This is a genomic window from Pannonibacter sp. (assembly GCF_051860505.1).
Lineage (GTDB): Bacteria > Pseudomonadota > Alphaproteobacteria > Rhizobiales > Stappiaceae > Pannonibacter.
This window is the reverse complement of record NZ_JBHYDX010000002.1, coordinates 64158-78304: the sequence shown is the minus strand read 5'-3', so window position 1 is coordinate 78304 and position 14147 is coordinate 64158. Positions and strand designations below refer to the sequence as shown.

The 14147-nt window shown below is 62.6% G+C and carries 14 protein-coding genes; 4 read left to right on the top strand and 10 right to left on the bottom strand.

What is annotated here, in order from left to right; all coding sequences use genetic code 11:
- Positions 1–33 precede the first annotated feature (33 nt).
- Both ACTIFE_RS01740 and ACTIFE_RS01735 read left to right on the top strand, forming a co-directional pair.
- Complete coding sequence (locus ACTIFE_RS01740) at positions 34–609, top strand: AAA family ATPase (RefSeq protein ID WP_439527445.1); 576 nt, start codon at positions 34–36, stop codon at positions 607–609.
- Between the two features lie 62 nt (positions 610–671).
- A complete protein-coding gene (locus ACTIFE_RS01735) occupies positions 672–1130 on the top strand; it encodes a GNAT family N-acetyltransferase (RefSeq protein ID WP_439527444.1) in 459 nt (152 codons plus the stop codon).
- A 280-nt stretch (positions 1131–1410) separates the two neighbouring features.
- Here ACTIFE_RS01735 and ACTIFE_RS01730 read toward each other — a convergent pair whose 3' ends face one another.
- From ACTIFE_RS01730 to ACTIFE_RS01720, 3 genes are read right to left on the bottom strand one after another with little or no spacing between them, the layout of a single operon-like run.
- Positions 1411–1971: a regulatory protein RecX gene (locus ACTIFE_RS01730; protein ID WP_439527443.1), complete on the bottom strand. Its 561-nt coding sequence runs from the start codon at positions 1969–1971 to the stop codon at positions 1411–1413.
- A gap of 56 nt (positions 1972–2027) precedes the next feature.
- A complete protein-coding gene (locus tag ACTIFE_RS01725; protein WP_439527442.1) occupies positions 2028–3602 on the bottom strand; it encodes a DHA2 family efflux MFS transporter permease subunit in 1575 nt (524 codons plus the stop codon).
- Positions 3603–3609: 7 nt separating this feature from the next.
- Positions 3610–4866, bottom strand: a complete 1257-nt coding sequence (locus ACTIFE_RS01720; protein WP_439527441.1) for an HlyD family efflux transporter periplasmic adaptor subunit — start codon at positions 4864–4866, stop codon at positions 3610–3612.
- 304 nt (positions 4867–5170) lie between these two features.
- Here ACTIFE_RS01720 and ACTIFE_RS01715 point away from each other — a divergent pair, with 304 nt between their 5' ends.
- Positions 5171–5830 carry a TetR/AcrR family transcriptional regulator gene (locus ACTIFE_RS01715; RefSeq protein ID WP_439527440.1) on the top strand — a complete coding sequence of 220 codons (660 nt, stop codon included), beginning with the start codon at positions 5171–5173 and terminating at the stop codon, positions 5828–5830.
- Positions 5831–6000: 170 nt separating this feature from the next.
- Entirely contained in the window at positions 6001–7080 is a 1080-nt protein-coding gene (locus ACTIFE_RS01710) for a DUF4214 domain-containing protein (protein WP_439527439.1), read from the top strand.
- A 66-nt stretch (positions 7081–7146) separates the two neighbouring features.
- Here the strand turns inward: ACTIFE_RS01710 and gmk are convergent, their stop codons facing one another.
- The 7 genes from gmk to fabD form a co-directional block, all read right to left on the bottom strand.
- Positions 7147–7851, bottom strand: a complete 705-nt coding sequence (gene gmk, locus ACTIFE_RS01705; RefSeq protein ID WP_439527438.1) for a guanylate kinase — start codon at positions 7849–7851, stop codon at positions 7147–7149.
- Between the two features lie 5 nt (positions 7852–7856).
- Positions 7857–8747, bottom strand: a complete 891-nt coding sequence (locus ACTIFE_RS01700; RefSeq protein ID WP_439527437.1) for a YicC/YloC family endoribonuclease — start codon at positions 8745–8747, stop codon at positions 7857–7859.
- Positions 8748–8801: 54 nt separating this feature from the next.
- Positions 8802–9932, bottom strand: coding sequence for an endolytic transglycosylase MltG (mltG, locus tag ACTIFE_RS01695; protein WP_439527436.1), 1131 nt, complete (start codon positions 9930–9932; stop codon positions 8802–8804).
- 227 nt (positions 9933–10159) lie between these two features.
- Positions 10160–11422, bottom strand: coding sequence for a beta-ketoacyl-ACP synthase II (gene fabF, locus ACTIFE_RS01690; RefSeq protein ID WP_439527435.1), 1263 nt, complete (start codon positions 11420–11422; stop codon positions 10160–10162).
- A gap of 65 nt (positions 11423–11487) precedes the next feature.
- Positions 11488–11724: an acyl carrier protein gene (locus tag ACTIFE_RS01685; protein WP_106754174.1), complete on the bottom strand. Its 237-nt coding sequence runs from the start codon at positions 11722–11724 to the stop codon at positions 11488–11490.
- Between the two features lie 356 nt (positions 11725–12080).
- Positions 12081–12818, bottom strand: coding sequence for a 3-oxoacyl-[acyl-carrier-protein] reductase (fabG, locus tag ACTIFE_RS01680; protein WP_439527434.1), 738 nt, complete (start codon positions 12816–12818; stop codon positions 12081–12083).
- A 38-nt stretch (positions 12819–12856) separates the two neighbouring features.
- Complete coding sequence (fabD, locus tag ACTIFE_RS01675) at positions 12857–13804, bottom strand: ACP S-malonyltransferase (protein ID WP_439527433.1); 948 nt, start codon at positions 13802–13804, stop codon at positions 12857–12859.
- Positions 13805–14147 lie beyond the last annotated feature (343 nt).

Sequence of the window (14147 nt, the reverse complement as noted above, 5' to 3'; positions counted from 1 at the left end):
CGACTTAAAGGCAGGGGCAGGGAACCCGGATCAATGCATCAGAATGCCGGAAGTCGTCATGTGATCCTCTCCGGCTGTTCCGGTGGGGGCAAGTCGACCCTGATCGAGGCGCTCGCGAAACGCGGCTACAGGACGGTCGAGGAGCCTGGCCGGCGGATCGTCGCCGAGGAACTGCACGGGGCAGGAACGGCGCTTCCCTGGGTCAATCTCGATGCTTTTGCCCGCCGCGCCGTCGACATGGCCTGTCTCGATCGCATCCGTGTTGCGGATGAAAAGGGATGGGTGTTCTTTGATCGGGGCCTCATCGATGCGGCGGCGGCCCTGCAGCTTGCGTCAGGCTGCAGCCTTGCGGACACCCTTGGCGACCAGCCGCGCTTTCACGCTCAGGTCTTCCTGACGCCGCCTTGGCCGGAACTTTACCGGACCGACGCGGAAAGGCGGCATGATCTTGCCAGTGCCCTAGAGGAGTATGAGCGCCTGCTGCAGATCTATCCGGGGCTTGGATACGACGTGGTCATCCTGCCGAAGACGGATGTTCCGACCAGGGCCGAATTTGTCCTCGATCACCTGAGGGCATTCGAGACACCAAGAGATGGAACCACCCGGTGAGCGCCAACCGGCACCATTCTTGCCTCTCAAGCGAGTATCTGCTGTTTCATCGGAGGCTTGTCATGCAACCCGTCATTCGCCGCGAGTGTCCGGCAGGCGTTGAGATCGAGGCACTGATCGCCGAGCGGCTAGCCCAGTCTGCCGAAACCTCGCCGCCGGAAAGCAATCATGCCTTGGGCATCCGCGCGCTCAATCAGTCGTCTGTTGTTTTCCTGACTGCGCGGGTTGGCGATGCATTGGCCGGATGTGGTGCCTATGTGCCGATGGATGCGGCAACTGCCGAAGTGAAGAGCATGTTTGTCCGTCCGGCCTTTCGCGGCCAAGGCATTGCCCGGACGATCCTCGCAAGGCTGGAGACTGACGCGGTGGCCGAAGGCATCCGCGCATTCTATCTGGAGACCGGCACCGACAGTTTTGCCGCACGCCATCTCTATGAGGCGTCCGGTTTCTCGTACGTCGACCCGTTTGCAGACTACCAGCCAGACCCGTACTCGGTTTTCATGTGCAAGCAGTTGGGTTGATGGCCAGATGGACAGAACTGCTGTGTGTCGCCGATAGGGGGAGCGGAAATCCTCCAATCGAGGCATTGTTCTGCGCCTCATACCCACGCCGCTGTTGCCATACCCGTAATTCGCATAAGATATATTATGGAACTTATATGAATAGGTGGAACGAGAACGCCTTGTCTGCCTGCGCCCAGATGATGGCCAAACCACTGATCACTTCTCGCCGGGACTTCCGCCGCGATCACCGACCAAGGCCGCCGCATCCAAGGTGCTCTATGCGTCTGGATCGCAACGCTTACCCCAACTCGTCCTCGGCACCTTGTAACGCCTTGCGCGCCACATCCAGCCCATGGCCGGCACGGCACAGGGCCGCCAGGTCCTTGCGGTCTCGGTCCCGGCGGGCGGCACCGTCTTCGTCGTGCCAGCCCTTGCGCCAGGGGCCAAGGCGGCGGCGCTGTGCGTAGCGGCGGGCGGCAGCGGCTGAATCGGAGTCATCGCGGGCGAGCGTCTCTTCGATGACGCTGCGGCTGACCCCACGGGCGCTCAGTTTCGCGGTGATCTGGCGGCTGGACGCGCCCTTGCGGCGCAGGCTGGCCGCCTTTGTCTCGGCATAGACCTCGTCATTGACGAGGCCGGACCGCGCGGCTTTCTCCAGCACGATCTCGACGAGCGGAAGAAACTCGGCCACATCGCGCTCATGCGCCTTTGCAGCCTTCTCGACACGCCGTGTCAGCACCCGGCGCAGGTTGGCGAGTGACGTTGCGTAGCGCTCCAGATAGGCCAGCGTGATCCGCGTCAGCCGCTCTTCGGTTGGCACGCGCGGCTTCTTGCGCACGGGTTTTGCAGGGTCGGACATGGGCGCGAGCCTACCGGATTCGTGCCGTGTCTGCCGGTGCGAATGCGGATGCCCGCTCAGTGGCCCCCGCCCCCGCCGCCCATGGGCTTGGGCCGTTCGACGAAAAAGATCGCCGCCAGCAGCGACAGGAACAGGAGCGTCAGGATCAGGAACACGTCGATGAAGGACATCAGGAACGCCTGTTTCGTCACCATGCCGCTCAGCGCCTTCAGCGCCGCAGTGGCCGCATCATCGCCGAGGCTCTGATACGTCTGCGTCAGGCCGGCAAGCGTTTCGGTCACCGGGGCCCGCGCGCCGTTGACGCTTTCCTGCAGCCGCGCATAGTGGAAATCCTGCCGCTGGCTCAGCACCGTGTTGATGATGGCAAGCCCCACCGCACCGCCCAGGTTGCGCGTCAGGTTGAACAGGCCGGAGGCATTCTTGATCATCTCTGGCGGCAGCATGCCGAGCGCGATGTTGTTGATCGGCACCATGCACAACATCAGCGACGAGCCGCGCAGGATCTGCGGCAGCAGCAACTCATAAAAGTCCCAGTCCCGGGTGATGCCGGTCATCAGCCAGGTGCCGGCGGCAAACCCGGCAAAGCCGATGCCCATCATCACGCGCGGATCCAGCACCGACATCAGCCGTCCGGCCAGTGGCGCGGTCAGGAACATGGCGAGGCCGCTGACGAACATCGTCTCGCCGATCTGCAGCGACGTGTAGCCGCGCACGCCAGCCAGATAGACCGGATAAAGATAGGTGAGCCCGTAGAGCCCGATGCCGAGGACGAAGCTGAACAGGCTGCCCATGGCGAAGTTCTTGTTGGAAAAGGCCGTCAGATCCACCACCGGCTCGCGGGCGGTGAACGCGCGCCAGAAAAAGATCGCTGCGCCCAGCAGCATGACAGCCGTGAACAGGACGATTTCCTCGCTCTGGAACCAGTCCTCGCCGTTGCCTTCCTCCAGCACGAACTCCAGCGAGCCGAGAAACACCGCCATGGCGGCAAAGCCGACCCAGTCGAAGTGGTCGAACAGGCTGAGGTCGGGCTTGTCGAAGTCGATGAGCATCACGGCGGCCAGCGTCACGAAGATGCCGGGCACCACGTTGATCAGGAACAGCCAGTGCCACGAGCCAAAGTCGGTGATGTAGCCGCCGAGCGTCGGGCCGATGGTGGGCGCAAGCGTGGCGACAAGGCCGATGATCGGCGAGATGACGTTGAACTTCTCGCGCGGGAAGATGAGATAGGCCGTGGCAAACACCGTCGGGATCATGCCGCCACCGAGAAATCCCTGCAGCGCGCGCCAGACGATCATTTCCTCGATGGAGGTGGCGGTGGCGCACATCAGGCTCATCAAGGTGAAGCCGGCGGCGGAAATTGCAAACATCCAGCGCGTCGACAGCATCCGCGACAGGTAGCCGGACAGCGGGATCATGATCACTTCGGCGATCAGGTAGCTGGTCTGGATCCAGGGGATGTCATCCGAGGACGCCGCCAGCCCGGCCTGGATCTCGGCAAGCGAGGCCGAGACGATCTGGATGTCCAGGATCGCCATGAACATGCCGAAGACCATGCAAAGGAACGTGAAGAGCTTGCGCCCTTCCCCGCCCCGGCTTGGCGCGTCACTGCTGGTTGCCACCGCGCTGGTCATGCCGGGCCTAGTGCAGGCTGGCCGTGGCGGCGGGATTGGCCGCACCCGTGCGGGTGTCCACGTCCACCACCACCGACATGCCGGCACGCAGGGCATCGGCGCCCTTCTGGCTCATCGGCACGGTGATGCGAACAGGCACGCGCTGCACCACCTTTGTGAAATTGCCCGTGGCATTTTCCGACGGCAGCAGCGAGAACACAGAGCCTGTCGCCGGCGAAATGCTGTCGACGGTCGCCTCCAGCACCAGCCCCGGATAGGCATCCACCTTGACCGCCGCACGGGCGCCGGGGCGGATGTGGCCGAGTTGGGTTTCCTTGAAATTGGCGTCGATGCGGGTGTCGGTCAGCGGCACGATGGCCGCAACCCGGCTGCCCGGCTGCAGCAACGTGCCGACCTGCGCCGCCCGGTTGCTGACGATGCCGGCGACGGGTGCCCGGATGGCGGTAAAGCTGAGGTCGTACTCGGCCTTTTCCAGCTTGGTGCGGGCCGCGGCGATGGCCTGTTCCGCCTCCCGCTTCTGGCCTTCCAGCACGAGGATATTGGCGCGCGCCACGGCGACAGCGGCCTCCGCGCTCCGCAAGTTGGCTTCGCTGCTGTGCAGATTGGCGACGGCTCCATCCAGTGACGCCTGGCTGGTCACCTTGCCTTCCGTCAGTCGGATCTGCCGTTCGTGGTTGGCGCGGGCCTCGTCGGCCCGGGCCTGCATGGCCGCCACTGTTGCGGTGGCCTGGTCGACCGAAGCATGGGCAGCCGTGATCTGACTTGCGATCCGGTCGACCGTCGCCTCGGCGCTGGCAATCTGGTCCCGTGCGCCCTGCACGACGAGCCGGTGGTCGCCATCATCGATGCGGGCCAGGATGTCCCCAACCTCGACGCGCTGGTTGTCACTCACCTCGATGGCCGCGACATAGCCGGAAACCTTGGACAGGACGCTGGTGATATCCACCGAGACATAGGCGTCGTCGGTGGTCTCCATGAAGCGGCCCTCGGTCCACCAGCCAAATCCGGCCCAGGACGCGCTGCCAAGCGCCACCAGCGCGATCACGCTGAGGATGGTCTTTGCCTTCGCCTTGCGCCGGCTGCGATCGGATGGGATCGGCGACGGATCTCCGGGGTTGTTCCGGGCACGGGTGGGGGAATGTGCTTCCGGTTGACCTGTCGGAGATCCGCCGCCCGTCGCCGTCGCGTGGGGCGAGCGGCGATTCGGTTCTGCTGCTGTAGGTGCAGCGGAAGTGTCAATCGAGGCGGGAACGCTGTCGGACACAGGCGTAAACTTTCCTTGGAACCGCACTGCGCGCCAGAAGGGGCATTGCGTATTGACTGAACGGTTCGGTCAATGGTTTATAGCGCTGTGCCCGCCCCCTTGCAAGAGGCCGGCCCCCTCGAAAACACGCCCTCCTCCGCCAGGTGATCCGGGCAATTGGCAAATTCGGGACATTCTGGCAGGAGGAGCCCGCGAATCTGGCACTCTTCCGCCAGATCGGGTCTCGGGGTTTGACAGGATCGGGCCAGATACGTACGAACCGGGACAAACGGCAGGCTCTCTGCCCTTCAACCATGGACACGACATGACACGCGGAGCCACCAGGCCGGAAGCAACGCCAGAAGCCACGCCGGCAGATGACCGGCAGGACAATGCCAAGCGGCAGCAGATCCTTGACGGCGCACGCCGCGTGTTCCGGGCCAACGGTTTTGATGGCACCAGCATGGATGCGGTTGCCCGGGAATCCGGAGTGTCAAAGGGTACGCTCTATGTCTATTTCGACAGCAAGGAAGCCCTGTTCAAGGCGCTGATCCTGAAGGACCGTTTTGACCAGCCGGAAAGCTGCCTGCAGATCCCGGCAACCATCGGCGACCTGGAACACGACCTCAAGACCATCGCTGACCTCTATCTGGCCAGAATGATGCAGCCGGACATGATCTCGATGCTGCGCATGGTCATCGGCGCCACCGAAAAGTTCCCCGACTTCGGCCGCCTGCTCTACGAGGAAGGCCCGCTGCGTGGCCGCGAGAACCTCAAGGATTTCCTGCGCCCGCATATCGCCGCCGGCGCCCTGGACATCGAGGACGAGGACGTGGCCGCCTGGCACTTTCTCGACCTGTGCATCGCCGGCACCCTGCGCCGCATGCTGCTGAACGTTGGCGACGCACCGACCGACACTGAGCGAACCGCAACGGTCAACGCCGCCGTCCGCGTTTTCTTGCGCGCCTACGCGCGTCAAGGCTGAAAGGGTCCCGCCCTGCCCCTGCCCTGCGCCTTGTTTTCCGCCCTGGTTGCCTCTTGGCTTAATTCGGGACTGCGCCGGCACGCGCGGGATTTCCCGCGACTTCCGATTGCATTTTGCACTCGTAAATTTTATCAGTGCGCCCAAGTCATGGCCGACATTTGGAGACCAGCGTGCGCAATGTGATCTCGATCAAGGAAGGCGACAATTTCGGGACCGCCGGAGATGATTTTTTCCACCTCAATTCAAAGATCGACTCATTCAATCTGGATGGCGGCGATGGCTATGACACCCTAAGGATGAACGCCGCATATTTAAGCGAGTATATTATCAACAATGTTGAACGATTTGAGTTTTATGGGACCTGGGAGCGATCGCGCGATTTGCACTTCGGCTCGAGTGGAAAGTCGCTGTTTATAGATTTCTCCGAAGCAAATATTAGAACGTCAATTATTGTTTTCAGTTCAGGTTCTACTGTGATCGGAAACGGCGCTATTAGCCTAAGTGCCGACCCGAAATCACAAATCAGTTCTTTCGATATGGAAAGCGGTGCTTATCGCGGCACGTACGATGGAAAGATTATCGAAAATACATATACGAACTTTAGAGATGTTTCAGCTGGATCCGGCGACGATACAGTATATGGAAATCAATTTAACAATCGAGCTTTCCTAGGATCAGGACAGAATTATTTCGATGGAAGAGGCGGACTCGATACGGCTCGTCTTCAAGGGCATCCAACATCCTATAATATTGAAAAGAACTCGAACGGCTTTCTGATCTGCCACAAATCAACCACGCCCCTCCAATCAATCGAGATTGTGAATGTTGAACGGGTCGAGTTTTACAGTTACGGAGTAAATATCCTCGCCTTTGACCTGGATGGTGCCGCCGGCCAGACCTATCGCCTTTACCAGGCGGCCTTTGCCCGCACTCCCGATACCGACGGACTGAGGCACAATGTTAAACTTGTGGATGCCGGGATGACACAGCACCAGATGTCCTCTGCCTTCCTCGGGTCGGCCGAATTCCTCCAGCGCTATGGCAGCAACACGTCCGACAGCGCCTATATCAACGCCCTGTACAACAACGTCCTTGGCCGTGATGCCGAAAGTGCCGGACTGACCGGCTGGCTCGAGCGACTGTCATCCGGCGCCTGGGACCGGGCGGGCGTCCTCATCGGCTTCTCCGAGAGCGCTGAGAACAAGGCCCTCGTCGCTCCGGCTATCGAAAACGGCATCTGGCTGCTCTGATGTGACTGGCAAAAAGCCCGCAACCGGCAACCCGGGCGGGCTTGGGGCGTGTCCTGATTTGTCCGCTCAGCTTTCGCCGCCGAGTTCCCCTTGCAGGTCTCCGACCATGCCTTCGATGAACTGGCCGATGGCGGCGGAGCGGGCGCGTTTGTGGCGTTCGGCCTTCAGGATCGCCCGGACTGCCTCATAGGCGCGGGCAAGATCCTCGTTGACGACGACATAGTCGTATTCGCTCCAGTGCCGCATCTCGCCGACAGCCGTTTTCAGGCGGCGCAGGATGACGTCCTCGGTGTCTTCCGCCCGGCGATGCAGCCGCGACTTCATCTCGGCGATGGACGGCGGCAGGATGAAGACCGAGACCACGTCCTCGCGCATGCGCTCATAGAGCTGGAACGTGCCCTGGATGTCGATATCGAACAGGACGTCCCTGCCCTCGCCGAGCGCCATCTCGACCGGATCGCGCGGCGTGGCGTAGTAATTGCCATGCACTTCGGCCCATTCCAGCAATTCGCCGCGGTCGCGCATCTGCTCGAAACGCTCGCGGCTGATGAAATGATAATGCACGCCGTCGATCTCGCTGCTGCGGCGTGGCCGTGTGGTCACCGAGATCGACAGTTCGAGATTGTCTTCCCGCTCCAGCAACAGCCGGGCAATGGTCGACTTGCCCGCACCTGACGGAGAGGACAGCACCAGCATCAGGCCGCGTCGGCTGGCCTCGGCAGCGTCCGCAGTCACGACTGTACCGGCTTGCGACTTTTGCGCATCTGCCATCGGGGTCACTCCAAGTTCTGAACCTGTTCGCGAAGCTGATCAATCACCGCCTTCAGCTCCAGTCCGATGGCGGTGAGCGCCACGTCATTCGACTTGGAACACAGGGTGTTGGCTTCGCGGTTGAATTCCTGCGCCAGGAAATCGAGCTTGCGGCCAATTGGGCCGCCGGTCGCCAGCAGCTTGCGCGCTGCGTCCACATGGGCGCTGAGGCGATCCAGTTCCTCGCGCACGTCCGCCTTGGTGGCCAGCAAGGCGGCCTCCTGTGCCAGGCGTTGGGGATCGAGTGCCGGGACGGCGGCGACCAGGTCTTCCAGCTGCGCTTTCAGCCGTGCCTTGATCGCCTCAAGCTGCCGGGCTGGCAGCGCTTCTGCTGCCATCGTTGCGGCGGCAATGGTGTTGAGATGACCGTCCAGCACCTCGGCGATGGTTGCCCCTTCACTGAGACGCATGTCGACCAATGCCGCCAACGCGGTGTCGAAGCTTTCGGAAACGGCCGTCTGAAGCGCTGCCCGTTCGCTTTCGTCTTCCTCCGGTTCAACCAGTTCCAACACCCCCTTGTGCGCGAGGATCCCGTCCAGCGTCGGCGGGGCAGCATCCGGCAGCCGGCGGTGCAGCACCTGGATCGCACGCAGGACAGCTTCGAGCGCGGCCTCGTTGACGGCAAGGACAGCCCCGCCCTGCTCGCGCTGAAGCGACAGATTGGCGGAAACGTTGCCGCGCGCCAGGACCTGACCGGCCCGCGCTTTCAGGCTGGCCTCAAGCTCCTCCATACCGGCCGGAAGTCGCAGGCGCAGGTCCAGGTTCTTGCCATTGACAGACCGCAGTTCCCACGTCCACCGGGCGCCGCCATGGGAGCCCTCGACCCGGGCAAACCCGGTCATGCTGGCCAGTGCCATGTTGTCCTGTCCTTCACGCTTTCGGATGCTGTCACCGGTCCCACCGGCCGCCGCCTAGTTCTGCGTCGCGGGTGCGGCCGGAGCTGCAGGGGTCTGCTGCCCCTGCAGGCTGCGCTGGTTGCGCTCGATCTCACGCCACTTGCGCACATTGGCCTGATGCTGCTCGTAGGTCTCGGCAAAGACGTGTCCGCCCGTGCCGTCCGCAACGAAATACAGGTCCTTGGTCCGCGACGGATTGGCCACGGCCTCCATGGCTGCCCGGCCCGGATTGCCGATGGGTCCGGGCGGCAGCGCCGGGATCTGGTAGGTGTTGTAAGGGGTCTTGCGATCCAGATCGGCCCGCGTGATCGCCGAACGGTCACGGGTCCAGGCTTCGCCGCCATGAATGCCGTAGACGATGGTCGGATCCGACTGCAGCGGCATCGACTTGTTCAACCGGTTGACGAACACACCAGCGACGCGCGGACGTTCATCGGCCCGGGCGGTTTCCTTCTCCACGATGGAGGCGAGGATGACGAGTTCTTCCGGTGTCTTGATCGGCAGGCCTTCCGTCCGCCGTCCCCAGACTTCCTTGAGAAGCTTTGTCTGGGCAGCCGCCATCTGGTCCAGGATCTGCTGGCGGGAGGCGCCACGGGTGAAGGTGTAGGTCTCCGGCAACAGGGCACCTTCGTCCGGGATGGTCGCAATCTCTCCGGTGAGGATCTCGTTTTCCCGCAGCCGCGCGACGATCTGTGCCGTAGACCAGCCTTCCGGGATGGTCACGGCATGCGTAACGGCATTGCCCTCGACCAGATCCTGCATGACGTCCTGCATCGAGACGCCTGCCTTGAAGGCATATTCCCCGGCCTTGAGCCGGCCGGCGTTCTTGTAGGCGCGAACCCCGACGTCAAACACCCAGGCATTGGATATGACGTTGTTCGCTTCGAGGGTTTCGGCAATCGTGCTGAGGCCCTGTCCGGAGGAAATAATGACAGTCCTGTCCGCCGTGAGGGGGCCACCGGCATCGAACTGGGTCTTGCCCCAGTAGAGCGCGGCTCCTGCAGCCAACATCATCAGGACAATGCTGCTGAGGATGAGATTGATGAGAATGACGAACGGGTTGCGCACATGGCGCGAGCGGGTGGGCGGCTCGGGGGCCTTGTCCGGCTGAATCGCTTCGCGCGGGCTTTTCGGCTTCAGTCGCATAGGCTCGCTCGTTCCTCAGGATCGGGTTCGCAGGCACTGCGTCCGCCGCCCGCGGGGGCATGTCGGACGAGATACAGCTGGCGTTCTGTCAGGGCGCGCCGGAGATGCGAGGTCCCCGGCTGATCACCCCGTCACGGTTAAACCTGCCGATTGGGGCGAAACAGCGATTTGCAGGAGCCCCGGACGGCACAGCCAGCGCTGCCCGGGACCAGACGCCATGTCTTGCCTCAGGCTGCGACCTTGCGGAACACCAGCGAGGCATTCGTGCCGCCGAAGCCGAAAGAATTCGACAGGGCAATGTCGACATTCATCGGCTTGGCCTTTTTCGCAACCAGATCAATCTCTGTCTCAACCGACGGATTGTCCAGGTTCAATGTCGGCGGAACGATGCTGTCACGGATGGCCAGAACCGAGAAGATTGCCTCCACGGCCCCGGCTGCGCCGAGCAGGTGTCCGATCGACGACTTGGTCGAGGACATGGTCAGCCGATTGGCGGCATTGCCAACAAGGCGTTCGACAGCGCCCAGTTCGATCGTATCGGCCATCGTCGACGTGCCATGGGCATTGACGTAGTCGATGTCGCTGGCCATGACGCCGGCCCGCTTCAGGGCGGCGCTCATGCAACGGAAAGCGCCATCGCCATCTTCGGACGGGGCCGTGATGTGGAAGGCGTCGCCGGACAGACCATAGCCGATGACTTCGGCGTAAATCCGGGCGCCGCGGGCGACCGCGTGCTCATATTCTTCCAGCACGACGACACCGGCCCCCTCGCCCATGACAAACCCATCGCGGTCCTTGTCATAGGGGCGCGAGGCCTTGGTCGGCTGGTCGTTGTAACTTGTGGAAAGTGCCCGGCAGGCGGCAAAGCCGGCCAGCGACAGGCGACAGATCGGCGATTCCGTTCCGCCGGCCACCATAACATCGGCATCACCGAAGGCGATCAGCCGGGCGGCATCGCCAATGGCATGCGCACCGGTGGAGCAGGCTGTGACGACCGCATGGTTCGGTCCCTTGAGCCCATGCCGGATCGACACCTGACCGCCGGCCAGATTGATCAGTCGCCCGGGAATGAAAAACGGGCTGATGCGGCGCGGGCCCTTGTCCCGCAGGATGTTTGCCGCTTCCTCAATACCCTGGAGGCCGCCGATGCCGGAGCCGATCAACACGCCCGAGCGGGTCTGCTCGTCGTAGGTCGATGGCTTCCAGTTGGCATCGGCAAGGGCCTGATCCGCGGCAGCCATGGCATAGACGATGAAATCGTCGACCTTGCGCTGCTCTTTCGGATCCATCCAGTCATCCGGGTTGTAGGCCCCCTCGACCGAAGGATCGCGCGGGATCTGACACGCAATCTGACAGGCAAGATCATCGCTTTCAAAGCCGGTGACGCGACGCGCCCCGCTCTGACCTTCGAGGATCTTCTTCCAGGTCACGTCAACTCCGCAACCAAGCGGAGTGACCATGCCCATACCGGTAACGACGACTCGTCTCATAAGCCCGCACATGGTTCGGGCGCAGCGCGAACGCTGCTGCCCGTAAGGTCAGGGGGAGAACCGGATTAACCGGCGTTCTTTTCCAGGAAGCTGACAGCGTCACCGACGGTCAGGATCGTCTCGGCTGCATCGTCCGGGATTTCAACGCCGAATTCTTCTTCGAACGCCATGACCAGTTCAACAGTGTCAAGGCTGTCTGCGCCGAGGTCGTCGATGAAGCTCGCGCCCAGGACAACCTTCTCGGAATCGACGCCCAGGTGCTCGATAACGATCTTCTTCACACGTTCCGCGATATCGCTCATTTTACTTACCTCGGTGGTTTTTACGAACCGGTCACCCGTGCCAGCGCATCTTGGGCATATTTTAGAAATCCACAAGTGCTCGCTCGGGAGATATCCGGGCCGATCGCCGGGCATAGCCAAGGGAAATAGGCCAGTCCGTTGATCTGTCCAGAATAATCGGCGGCTAGGTAACACACTTTGTAGGGCATTACCAGACGCAGACCCAGGGCTTGGAATGCCGGGGAACAACGTGTTCCACCGGCAATTGGAAACTCTTGTATAGATGCGATGATGCTTCTGCATCAGCACCTTATGGTGGCTGACCGACCGTGCTGTGGACGAACCCGGCAAAGGGCCGGATCGCCCGCCGCTCGGGATCAGATCATCGCCATGCCGCCGTTCACATGCAGGGTCTGGCCCGTCATGTAACCGGCCTCGTCGCTGGCCAGATAGACAGCTGCAGCGGCGATTTCATGCGCGGTGCCCAGCCGTCCGGCCGGGACGCTGCCCAGAATCGATTCTTTCTGCTTGTCATTCAACACATCCGTCATCGCCGTCTCGATGAAGCCCGGCGCAATGGTGTTGACGGTGACGGCGCGGCTGGCAATCTCGCGGGCAACCGACTTGTACATGCCGATCATGCCTGCCTTGGCCGCCGCGTAGTTCGCCTGGCCCGGATTGCCGGTGATGCCGACGACCGAGGCAATGCCGATGATGCGGCCATGGCGGCGCTTCATCATGCCCTTGATCGCGGCGCGGCAGAGATGGAAGCCGGAGGTCAGGTTCACTTCCAGCACCTGGTCCCACTCGTCGTCCTTCATCCGCATGAAGATGTTGTCCCGCGTAATGCCGGCATTGTTGACGAGAATGTCGACCCGGCCCATTGCAGCTTCAGCTGAGGGGATGAGCCCTTCAACGGCGGCGCGGTCGGACAGGTTGGCCGGCGCGACGTGCACCCGTTCGCCAAGATCGGCAGCCAGGGCTTCCAGCTTTTCGGCGCGGGTACCGGACAGGGTCACGGTTGCGCCCTGGGCGTGCAGCGCACGGGCGATGGCTTCACCGATCCCGCCGGTTGCGCCGGTGACGAGGGCCATCCTGTCGGTCAGGTTGAACATTGCTTCTTCCTTCCTAGTTCGACTTCGGCAAGGGCCACTCAGCCGTTCAGTTTTTCAAGCACGGCATCGATGTCGGCCGGCACGTTCACGGCAAGGCCGCCCGCGTCCTTGGCAATGCGCTTGACCATGCCGGTCAGCACCTTGCCGGCCCCGATTTCCACAAACGTATCCACACCCTGTCCGGCCATCCACTCGACGGATTCGCGCCAGCGCACGGTGCCGGTGACCTGTTCGACCAAGCGGGCACGGATTTCGTCCGGGTCGCTGATCGGTGCGGCCAGCACATTGGCGACCAACGGCACTTTCGGCGCATGAATGGTCACATCCGCAAGCGCTGCAGCCATCGCATCTGCGGCCGGCTGCATCAGGGAACAATGGAACGGTGCGGAGACAGGCAGCAGAACGGCACGGCGCCCTCCCCTGCCCTTGGCGATTTCCAGCGCCCGTTCGACTGCGGCCTTGTGGCCGGAGACGACCACCTGCCCGGGGGCGTTGTCATTGGCCGCCTCACAGACTTCTCCCGGCGCGCTCGCTTCGGCGGCGACTTCCCGGGCAACGTCGAACTCCAGACCGAGCAGGGCCGCCATGGCGCCGACCCCGACCGGGACCGCTGCTTGCATTGCGGATCCGCGCAGGCGCAGCAGCCGGGCTGTGTCACCAATGCTCAGACTTCCGGCTGCAGCCAGGGCCGAATATTCACCGAGGGAATGGCCGGCAACAAAGGCAGCGCTTGCCTTCAGGTCGATGCCACGCGATTCCATGGCTTTCATGGCCGCGAGGCTGACGGCCATCAGCGCCGGCTGGGCGTTCGCTGTCAGCGTCAGTTCATCTTTCTCGCCCGACCACATCAGCTCGGACAGCTTCTGGCCAAGCGCGGCGTCGACTTCTTCAAACACGGCACGGGCTTGCGGAAAGGCGTCGGCAAGTTCCTTGCCCATGCCGATGTCCTGGCTGCCCTGTCCGGGGAAGATGAAAGCAACGCTCATGCCTGTGCCTCCGCAGCGGCGAGGCGTGATCCGCCTGGCCCTTGTTAACCTGTTCATGTTGTCCCCGCCCTGTCGCGGCAGCGCCATCCAAGCGGGAATACAACCGATCTTTGCGCCGCTATGGTCCGGGCGCTGGCCTGCTGTCAAGTCTTGCAGGGCGTCTGCCCCCCGATGCACCCCTAGATTTCCGTGGCTTTCTCTTGGTCAGGGGCCGGAACTGCAGGGCGCTAATCCCCGTTTCCAGGCGCAAGGCCTGTCAAAGTCCATGGCCAGCCCCGCCATTGTCACGCCTCGACCAGCTTTGAAGCGCCATTCGTCTTGCAATCCGGCAAAGTTCCTGTAT